10 protein-coding genes are annotated in these 8,653 nt (G+C 70.3%); 3 read left to right on the top strand and 7 right to left on the bottom strand.

Features of this window, described 5'->3' with window-relative positions; genetic code table 11:
• Together AC1D01_RS12405 and AC1D01_RS12400 are read right to left on the bottom strand one after the other, a co-directional pair.
• Positions 1 to 322, bottom strand: a 322-nt coding sequence (locus tag AC1D01_RS12405) for an ATP-binding cassette domain-containing protein (RefSeq protein ID WP_477866571.1), incomplete at its 3' end; no start/stop codon positions are given.
• Positions 319 to 1,155 carry an alpha/beta hydrolase gene (locus tag AC1D01_RS12400; protein WP_477866569.1) on the bottom strand — a complete coding sequence of 279 codons (837 nt, stop codon included), beginning with the start codon at positions 1,153 to 1,155 and terminating at the stop codon, positions 319 to 321. The genes AC1D01_RS12400 and AC1D01_RS12405, both read right to left, overlap by 4 nt.
• 91 nt (positions 1,156 to 1,246) lie before the next feature.
• On the opposite strand from AC1D01_RS12400, the gene AC1D01_RS12395 reads away from it, so the two are divergent.
• Positions 1,247 to 1,780 (top strand): ABC transporter ATP-binding protein, encoded by a 534-nt coding sequence (locus AC1D01_RS12395; protein WP_477866567.1) that lies wholly within the window; start codon positions 1,247 to 1,249, stop codon positions 1,778 to 1,780.
• A gap of 6 nt (positions 1,781 to 1,786) precedes the next feature.
• Here AC1D01_RS12395 and AC1D01_RS12390 read toward each other — a convergent pair whose 3' ends face one another.
• From AC1D01_RS12390 to AC1D01_RS12370, 5 genes are read right to left on the bottom strand one after another with little or no spacing between them, the layout of a single operon-like run.
• Entirely contained in the window at positions 1,787 to 2,806 is a 1,020-nt protein-coding gene (locus AC1D01_RS12390) for an ABC transporter substrate-binding protein (RefSeq protein WP_477866565.1), read from the bottom strand.
• A gap of 17 nt (positions 2,807 to 2,823) precedes the next feature.
• Complete coding sequence (locus AC1D01_RS12385; protein WP_477866563.1) at positions 2,824 to 4,074, bottom strand: M20 family metallopeptidase; 1,251 nt, start codon at positions 4,072 to 4,074, stop codon at positions 2,824 to 2,826.
• On the bottom strand, positions 4,071 to 5,834 hold the full coding sequence (uraD, locus tag AC1D01_RS12380; protein ID WP_477866561.1) for a 2-oxo-4-hydroxy-4-carboxy-5-ureidoimidazoline decarboxylase: 1,764 nt from the start codon (positions 5,832 to 5,834) through the stop codon (positions 4,071 to 4,073). Before uraD ends, AC1D01_RS12385 begins: the two co-directional genes overlap by 4 nt.
• Positions 5,831 to 6,778 (bottom strand): allantoinase PuuE, encoded by a 948-nt coding sequence (gene puuE / locus AC1D01_RS12375; protein WP_477866559.1) that lies wholly within the window; start codon positions 6,776 to 6,778, stop codon positions 5,831 to 5,833. The genes uraD and puuE overlap by 4 nt, the downstream gene beginning before the upstream one ends.
• 5 nt (positions 6,779 to 6,783) lie before the next feature.
• Positions 6,784 to 7,557, bottom strand: coding sequence for a GntR family transcriptional regulator (locus tag AC1D01_RS12370; protein WP_477866557.1), 774 nt, complete (start codon positions 7,555 to 7,557; stop codon positions 6,784 to 6,786).
• 54 nt (positions 7,558 to 7,611) lie between these two features.
• On the opposite strand from AC1D01_RS12370, the gene uraH reads away from it, so the two are divergent.
• Both uraH and AC1D01_RS12360 read left to right on the top strand, forming a co-directional pair.
• Positions 7,612 to 7,965, top strand: coding sequence for a hydroxyisourate hydrolase (gene uraH / locus AC1D01_RS12365; RefSeq protein WP_477866555.1), 354 nt, complete (start codon positions 7,612 to 7,614; stop codon positions 7,963 to 7,965).
• 5 nt (positions 7,966 to 7,970) lie between these two features.
• Positions 7,971 to 8,653, top strand: a 683-nt coding sequence (locus AC1D01_RS12360) for a urate hydroxylase PuuD (RefSeq protein ID WP_477866553.1), incomplete at its 3' end; no start/stop codon positions are given.

Below are 8,653 nucleotides of genomic sequence, written 5' to 3'. Positions count from 1 at the left end.
GCGGCAGCAGCACGTTGCGCAGCGTGCTGCGCCACGGCAGCAGCGAGGGCGCCTGGAACGCCATGCCGGTGATCTTCAGCGGGCCGGCGACCTCGCGGCCGTCGACAAGGACCGTGCCCTGCGACGGCCGCTTCAGCCCGGTCGCGAGCTTCATGAAGGTCGACTTGCCGCAGCCCGACGGCCCGACGAWCGCGATGAACTCGCCCGGCTGCGCCTGCAGCGAGATGTCCTCGATCGCGAACTGGCGACGCGCGCGCAGCTCGTCGTTGTAGGCGAGCCAGACGTTGCGGAAATCGACAAAGGGCGGCGTGGGCAGGCTCATCGGGATGGGGCGGAAGCAGCAGATGAAGGAGGCGCAAGGCGCGCGATCAGCGACTTGACGGCCTCGCGGTACAGCGCCGGATCCTCGCTGTGCAGCCGGCTGTGCGAGCCGCCGCTGAACTCGACCCAGCGCGTGCCGGCCGGCGCCGCATCGCGCAGCCTGCGGCCGAGCGTCACCGGCACCGTGTCGTCGGCGCTTCCATGCATCATCAGGATCGGCGCGTCGACGCGGCCGATCTTGTCGACCGAATCGAACTGCTCGTTGGCGAGCCACGACACCATCGTGCCGATCGCGCCCAGCTCGGCGGCCACGTCGGGCAGCCGCGTGAAGGTCGACTCGAGGATCAGCCCGCCGTAGTCGCGCCCGTCGTGCTTCCGGCTTGCGAGGTCAACCGCCACGCCGCCACCCATCGAATGGCCGAAGATCACGCGCCGCCGCGGATCGGGCTGGCGCTTCACCAGCTCGGCCCACGCGGTGTCGGCATCGGCCAGGATCGACGCCTGCGACGGCACGATCGGCGTGCTCTCGCCCCAGCCGCGGTAGTCGACCGCCAGCACCGAGAAGCCGGCGTCGCGCAGCGCGTCGATCTTCGGCAGGTTGCGGTACAGCGCGCGGAAGGTACCGTGCAGGTACAGCAGCGTCGGCGCCTGCGGATCGGCATTCGGCAGCCACCACAGCTGCAGCCGGTCCTGCATGCCGGGTGTCGCCCCTGGCACTGCCACCGCGTACGACACATCGCCCGGCCGCAGCGCCACGTCGGCGGGCTGCCCCGGCGAGGGTCGGAACACCCATTGCCTCTGCTTCAGGTCCCACCACGCGCAGCCCTGCAGCATGACAACGCATGACATCAATGTGCACAGCCATCCGACACGCCTGGACAGCTGGCTCCAGAAACGGGGTCGAGAGTTCGCGACAATCAGCGCCATGAAGTTTCCTGCCCTGGCGTCTGCCGTGTGCGCCTGCGGCGTGTCGATCTGCACCCCTGCGCAAACCGTACCCGCTGCCCCTGGCGCGCCCGAGGCGCCGCCGGCCACTGTAGCCGCACCACCTGCCGACGATGTCTGGCGCCTGATGTACGCGCCGTTCACGTACCACTACTCGCGCGATCCGGACCACCGCTACGTGTGGATGGTCGGCATCGAACGCGAGCGGCCGAACGGCGTGGTCTCGGGCTTCACGTACTTCAGCAACTCGTTCGGCCAGCCCAGCGCCTATGCCTACGTCGGCCAGCGCCTGACCGACTTCAGCGACTGGAACCGGCTCTACGCGCAATGGACCGCCGGCCTGATCTACGGCTACAAGGCGCCGTTCGACGACAAGGTGCCGCTGAACTACAAGGGCTTCTCGCCCGGGCTGGTGCTGACGGTCGGCTGGCAGCTGACGCCGGCGCTGTCGACCCAGGTCAACGTGCTCGGCAACTCGGCGCTGATGTTCCAGGTGTCGGCCACGGTGCCCTGACATGCACTACTTCCGGACCACCGCGAACAGGTTGCGCGCGGCCGCGTCGGGCAGGTAGCCGTCGGCCCAGACCGCCGCCGGGTTCACGCGCTCCTTGGTGCCGAACGCGTCCGACACCTGGCTGGCCATCAGGCTCAGCCGCGGCGCCAGCACCGCGCCGAAGCCTTCGGCCCGCGCATCGGCGGTGAGCACCGTCGCATCGAGTGCGAGCTTCAGGCGCCGCAACTCCAGCGCCTCGTTGACGATGCCGTCGCGCGCCTTCACGGTGGCGACCGCCGCGGCCGGGTCGGCCACCACGTCCTTCATGCCTTTCGCGAACGCGCGCAGGAAGGCCTTCACCGCCTCCGGGTTCTTCTTCAGGAACGCCTGCGACACGATGACCGCGTTGCCGTACAGCTTCACGCCGAACTGCGGGTAGGGCAGCACGACGACCTCGTCGGCCTTCACGCCGCGCGCCTCCAGGTTCAGCAGCGAGGTGAACGAGAAGCCGGTGATCGCGTCGATGTCGCCGCGCACCAGCATCGTCTCGCGCAGCGGCGGGTCCATCGCGGTCCACGCGACGTTGCCGATGCCGTTGGCCTTCGCGAAGATCGGCCAGGCCTTGCGGCCGGCATCGAACACCGGCGCGCCGAGCTTCCTGCCGTTCAGGTCGGCCGGCGCCCGGATGCCGGACTTCTTCAGCGCCAGCACCGCGGCCGGCGTGTTGTTGTAGACCATCATCACCGCGACCGGCTTGTCCGGCGCGGTCGGGTTGTTGGCGTGGAACTCCATCAGCGCCGCGAGGTCGGCGAAGCCCATCTCGTAGGCCCCCGACGCGACCCGCGTGACGGCGCCGCCGGAGCCGTTGCCGGCGTCGATCGTCACGTCGAGCTTCTCGGCCTTGAAATACCCCTTCGCGGCCGGCACCAGGAACATCGCCGCCGGGCCTTCGAAGCGCCAGTCGAGCTGGAACTTGATGGGGGTGTCCTGGGCGAGTGCGCCCTGTGCGATGAAGACGAGGGCAAGGGCCAGCGTGCGAACGAACATCCGAGGTCTCCGGTGGATCAGGCCTGCCGGCCCGTCAGCAGGTCATGCAAGGCGCGCGCCACCACCTTCGTGGCACGCCGCAGGTCGTCGAGCACCACATGCTCGTCGGCCCGCTTCGCGTTGCTCTCGAACACCGTGCGCGGCCCGGCACCGTAGATCACCGCCGGGATGCCGCGCTCGCTGTAGAGCCGCACGTCGGTGTACAGCGGCGAGCCCGAGGTGGGAATGGCTTCGCCGAACACCGCCTCGCCATGCCGCTGCAGCGCCTCGACCAGCGGCCGGTTGCCCGGCAGCGGCTGCAGCGCGTGCGCCAGCAGCAGCCGGCGGATCTCGACCGTGATGCCCGGCACCTGCGCCGCCGCCTCGGCGATCACCTGGCGCAGCGCGGCCTCGACCTCGACCGGGTTCTCTTCCGGGATCATCCGGCGGTCGAGCTTCAGCACCACCTTGCCCGGCACCACGTTGGTGTTGGTGCCGCCCTCGATGCGCCCCACGTTGAGGTACGGGTGGCGGATGCCCGGCACCTTCGACGTGACCTGCCGGTACAGCGCGTTCTGCGCATACAGCGCGTTCAGCAGCGCAACCGCGCCCTGCAGCGCATCGATGCCGGTGTCGGGAATCGCCGCATGCGCCATCCGGCCGTGCACCGTCACCTCCATCTGCAGGCAGCCGTTGTGCGCCGTCACCACCTGGTAGCTGAAGCCGGCGGCGATCAGCAGGTCGGGCTTCGTGAGGCCATGCTTCAGCAGCCAGCCGGGGCCGAGTTCGCCGCCGAACTCCTCGTCGTAGGTGAAGTGCAGCTCGATGCCGCCCTGCAGCGGCACGCCCAGCGCCTCGAGCGCCCGCACCGCGAAGGTGTAGGTCGAGAAATCGCTCTTGCTGACGGCGGCCGCGCGGCCATAGAGCTTGCCGTCTTCGATGTCGCCGCTGTAGGGGCCGTGCGCCCAGCCCTCGCCCGGCGGCACCACGTCGCCGTGCGCGTTCAGCGCGATGGTCGGGCCCTCGCCACCTTCACCGTAGCGGCGGCGCACGATCAGGTTGGTGATGCTCTCCAGGCCGGCCGCGCGCACCTCGTCGCCCGGCACCACGTGCCGTTCGGCCTCGAAGCCGAAGCCCTGCAGCAAGGCCGCCGTGCGCTCGGCATGCGGCGCGTTGTTGCCCGGCGGCGTGTCGGTGGGCACCTGCACCAGCGCCTGCAGGAAGCGGGTCTGTTCATCGAAATGCGCGTCGATCCACGCATCGAGGCGCGCGAAGTGGTCGTCGCTCATGTCGTCTCCAGGTGATCCAGCAGGTGCTGGAAGGCTTCGACGCACAGCTGTGCGTCGTGGGTGGTGATGGTTTCCAGCGGGTTGTGGCTGATGCCGGAGTTGCCGCCGCGCACGAACAGCATCGCCTGCGGCATCACCTCGTGCAGCTTCATCGCGTCGTGGCCGGCGCCGCTGGGCATGCGGTGCACCTGCACGCCCCCGGCCTCGACCGCGCGCTCCCAGCGGGCCTGCCACGCGGCATCGCTCGGCGCGGCGCTGGCGCGCAGCGTCTCTTCGAGCGTGTGCTGCAAGCCACGCCGCCCGCAGATCCGCTCGAGTTCGGCCACCACGTCGCGCGCCAGCGCATCACGCGCCTCGTCGGTGGTGGCGCGCAGGTCGAGGCTGAAGCGGCAGCGGCCCGGCACGACGTTGATCGAGCCGTTCGGCACCGTCAACATGCCCACCGTGCCGACCAGGTGCGGCTGCGCCGCGGCGCGCTTTTCAACATACAGCGCCAGCTCGGCCACCGCGGTCGCGGCATCGCGGCGCCGGTCCATCGGCGTCGTGCCGGCGTGGCTGGCCAGGCCGATCACCTCGCCCAGGTAGCGCACGCTGCCGTTGATCGACGTGACGACGCCCAGCGGCAGGTCGAGCTCGTTGAGCACCGGCCCCTGCTCGATGTGGACCTCGACGAAGCCGAGGTAGCGCGACGGGTCGCGCTGCAGCGCAGGGATCTCCGCGGGGTCGAGGCCGGCGGCGTGCATCGCGTCGCGCATCGCGATGCCGTCGGCATCCTGCTGGTCGAGCCAGCGCCCGTCGAACTGCCCGATCAGCGCCCCTGAGCCGAGGAAGGTGGCCTTGTAGCGCTGGCCTTCTTCCTCCGCGAAGCCGACCACCTCGATGCCGTGCCGCAGGCGCCGGCCGGCGCGCTGCAGCTCGCGCACGCAGACCATCGGCACGAAGATGCCGAGCCGGCCGTCGTACTTGCCGCCGTTGCGCACGGTGTCGTAGTGCGAGCCCGTCAGCAGGCGCGGCGCGGCGCGATCGCTGCCGTGATGGACACCGACCACGTTGCCGACCGCATCGACCGACACCTCGTCGAAACCGCAGTCCTGCATCCAGCGCACCAGCTGGCGCTGGCAGGCCAGGTGCGCATCGGTCAGGTAGGTGACGGTGAGCTGGCCCTGCTCGGCGTAGCCGGGGTCGCTGTGCTGCGCGAGCAGCTCGGCGCAGTCCCACACCTGGTGGCCGAGCGTCGGCTCGCTGCCGAACTTGTCGTCCAGGCGCAGCTCGGCGATGCGGTGGATCTGGCGCAGGCATTCGGCCAGCTCGACATCGGCCGGGCCGTCGACGCGGCGCGCGAAGGTTTCGATGATCTGCGCGCGCGTGAGTCCGGTGCCACGTGGCCCGCGCACCGCGAGGATGAACGGCCAGCCGAAGCGCTCGCGGTAGGCGGCGTTCAGCGCCTGCAGCCGTGCGTACTCAGACTCGGAACACTGCGTGAGGCCCGATACCGATTGCTCGCTGGCCGATTCGCTGGTCAACGCAACCCGCGCCTTGCCGGCCAATTCGGGGTGGGCGCGCACCAGCGCGAGCTGCTCGTCGCGCGGCGCATCGCGCACCACCTGCACCAGCGCCTGGCGCAGCTGCGCCAGGCTCGCGAACGGCGCCGCGGCGAACGCGCGCTCGGCGATCCACGGTGAATGCTCGTAGGTGCCCTCGAGCAGCGCGACGAAGCCCTCCACCGTCGCTTCATTCAGTTGCTGCAGGCTGACGCTCATTTCCACACCCAGGCGTTGTCGGGGTTGAACGGATGCACGCGCTTCCAGTGGCGCGCGATGTCGACGCGGCGGCACACCCACACCCGGTCGTGCGCCTCCACGTGGTCGAGGAAGCGCTGCAGCGCCCGAAAGCGCCCCGGCCGCCCGAGCAGCCGGCAGTGCATGCCGATGCTCAGCATGCGCGGCGATTCGTCGCCCTCGGCGTACAGCACGTCGAAGCTGTCGCGCAGGTAGGTGAAGAAATCGTCGCCGGTCGCGAAGCCCTGCGGCAGCGAGAAGCGCATGTCGTTGGTGTCGAGCGTGTACGGCACCACCAGGTGCGGCGCGAGGCTGCCGTCGGTCTTGCGCACCTGCAGCCAGAACGGCAGGTCGTCGCCGTAGTGGTCGCTGTCGTACTCGAAGCCGCCGTAGTCGGCCACCAGCCGGCGGGTGTTCGGGCTGTCGCGGCCGGTGTACCAGCCGAACGCGCGCTCGCCGGTCAGCTTGTGGATGATGTCCATGCCGATGTCCATGTGCTGGCGCTCGGCGGCCTCGTCCATCTGCTGGTAGTGGATCCAGCGCCAGCCGTGGCAGGCGATCTCGTGGTCGAGCTCGACGAAGGCCTGCGTGAGCTCGGGGTGGCGCTCCAACGCCATCGAGACGCCGAACACCGTGAGCGGCAGGCCGCGCCGCTCGAACTCGCGCAGCAGCCGCCACACGCCGACGCGCGAGCCGTACTCGTAGATCGACTCCATCGACAGGTGGCGCGCCGGGTAGGCGGCCGGGTTGAACATCTCCGACAGGAACTGCTCGCTGCCGGCGTCGCCGTGCAGCACGCTGTTCTCGCCGCCCTCTTCGTAGTTCAGCACGAACTGCACCGCGATGCGGGCGCTGCCCGGCCACTCGGCATGCGGAGGGTGCTCGCCGTAGCCGACGAGGTCGCGGGGGTAGGTGGGTGGTGGCATGGCGTTCAGGCGGTGGCGTGGGCCGGCGGCGCGCCGGCGAGGTCGGACAAGGGCTGGACACGCGGAGCGAGCCGCAGGTTGCGCTCGACGCTGCGCAGGTGGGCCTGCATCAGTCGCACCGCGGCCCGCGCGTCGCGCCGCTCCAGCGCGTCGACGATGGCCACGTGCTCCTCGAAGGAATGCTCGGCCGAATGCGCCGACTGGTACATCAGCGAGATCAGCGACGAGCGCGACACCAGGTCGGCCAGCAGCTCGGCCAGCACCTCGTTGCCGAGCATGCGCGCGAGCACGACGTGGAAATCGGCCAGCAGCCGCGTGCGGCCGGTGACGTCGGTGCGCAGCACGGCCTCCTGCTCGGCGGCCAGGTGGGTGCGCAACGCGRCCAGCTGCGCCGCATCGAGCTCGCCGGCGGCGCGGCGCACCAGCGCGGCCTCGATCATGTGGCGCACCTCGAACACCTGGCGCGCCTCGTCGACGCTCGGCATCGCGACGCGCGCGCCGCGTGCCGGCTCGAGCGTGATCAGCTTGTCGCGGCTCAGCTGGTTCAGTGCCTGGCGCACCAGCGTGCGCGAGACCTTGAAGAGATCGGCGATCTTCTGCTCGGCGAGCTTGGTGCCGGGCATCAGCCGGCGCTCGACGATCGCGGTGGTGATGGCGTCGACGATGCGCTGCGTGGTGCCGATGTGCTGCGCGCTGCCGCCATCGGCCGCGCCGGCACGCCGCCGGGCCGGGCGGATCTGCTTCAGCGGGGTCGACTTGGGGCTGGCGGCGCGGGGCATGGAGCGGGCGGCTCGGTTGGCTCTCGAAGGCAAAGTGTATACACTTTCCCCACCATGGGAAAACTGACGACGCACGTGCTCGACACGATGAACGGGTGCCCTGCTGCCGGCATGGCGGTGCGGCTCTATCGCCTGGCCGGCACTGCCCCTCAGTTGCTTCGCAGCGTGCAGCTCGATGCCGACGGCCGCGCCGGCGGGCCGCTGCTGGAGGGCGCCGATTTCGTGCCCGGCCGCTACCGGCTGGTGTTCGAGCTGGCCGACTACTTCCGCGCCCGCGGCGTCGCATTGCCCGACCCGCCCTTCCTCGACAGCGTGCCGCTCGACTTCGGCCTGGCCGACACCGGCGCCCACTACCACGTGCCGCTGCTCGCGAGCCCCTGGGCCTATTCCACCTACCGCGGCAGCTGACGCGCATGGAAGCCTATGTGCTGGACTGGCTCAACCTGCTGCTGCGCTGGGCCCATGTGGTCGTCGCGATCGCGTGGATCGGCTCGTCGTTCTACTTCGTCTTCCTCGACAACAGCCTGCTCAGGCCCGAGGCCGCCGACCTGAAGGACAAGGGCGTCGACGGCGAGCTGTGGGCGGTGCACGGCGGCGGCTTCTACAACCCGCAGAAGTACATGGTGGCGCCGAAGTCGCTGCCGGCGCACCTGCACTGGTTCTACTGGGAGAGCTACTCCACCTGGCTGACCGGCTTCGCGCTGTTCACGGTGCTGTACCTGTGGCAGGCGAGCACCTTCCTGATCGACCAACGGGTGCATGCGTGGTCGCCGGCCGGCGCGATCGCAGCGGCGCTGGCCTTCCTCGCGGTGTTCTGGCTCGTCTACGACGGCATCTGCCGCGCATTCGGCCGCGGTGCCCACGGCGACCGCATCGTCGGCGCGGTGGTCGCGGTGGTGGTCGTGGCCGGTGCCTGGCTCGCGTGCCAGCTGTTCGCAGGCCGGGCGGCCTTCCTGCTGGTCGGCGCGATGATGGCGACGGCGATGAGCGCCAACGTGTTCTTCTGGATCATCCCCGGGCAGCGCACCGTGATCGCGCAGATGCGTGCCGGCCAGCCGGTCGATCCGGTACACGGCCAGCGGGCCAAGCAGCGCAG

The sequence above is a fragment of the Rhizobacter sp. P3_B12 genome (assembly GCF_056402895.1).
Note: the sequence above shows the minus strand (reverse complement) of the source record. Positions and strands in the feature narration are given on the sequence as shown.

Excerpts from the sequence above, each read along its gene's own strand:
- AC1D01_RS12400 (WP_477866569.1), bottom strand. The coding sequence starts at position 1,155 with ATGCTGCAGGGCTGCGCGTGGTGGGACCTGAAGCAGAGGCAATGGGTG.
- AC1D01_RS12395 (WP_477866567.1), top strand. The coding sequence starts at position 1,247 with ATGAAGTTTCCTGCCCTGGCGTCTGCCGTGTGCGCCTGCGGCGTGTCG.
- AC1D01_RS12390 (WP_477866565.1), bottom strand. The coding sequence starts at position 2,806 with ATGTTCGTTCGCACGCTGGCCCTTGCCCTCGTCTTCATCGCACAGGGC.
- AC1D01_RS12385 (WP_477866563.1), bottom strand. The coding sequence starts at position 4,074 with ATGAGCGACGACCACTTCGCGCGCCTCGATGCGTGGATCGACGCGCAT.
- uraD (WP_477866561.1), bottom strand. The coding sequence starts at position 5,834 with ATGAGCGTCAGCCTGCAGCAACTGAATGAAGCGACGGTGGAGGGCTTC.
- puuE (WP_477866559.1), bottom strand. The coding sequence starts at position 6,778 with ATGCCACCACCCACCTACCCCCGCGACCTCGTCGGCTACGGCGAGCAC.
- uraH (WP_477866555.1), top strand. The coding sequence starts at position 7,612 with ATGGGAAAACTGACGACGCACGTGCTCGACACGATGAACGGGTGCCCT.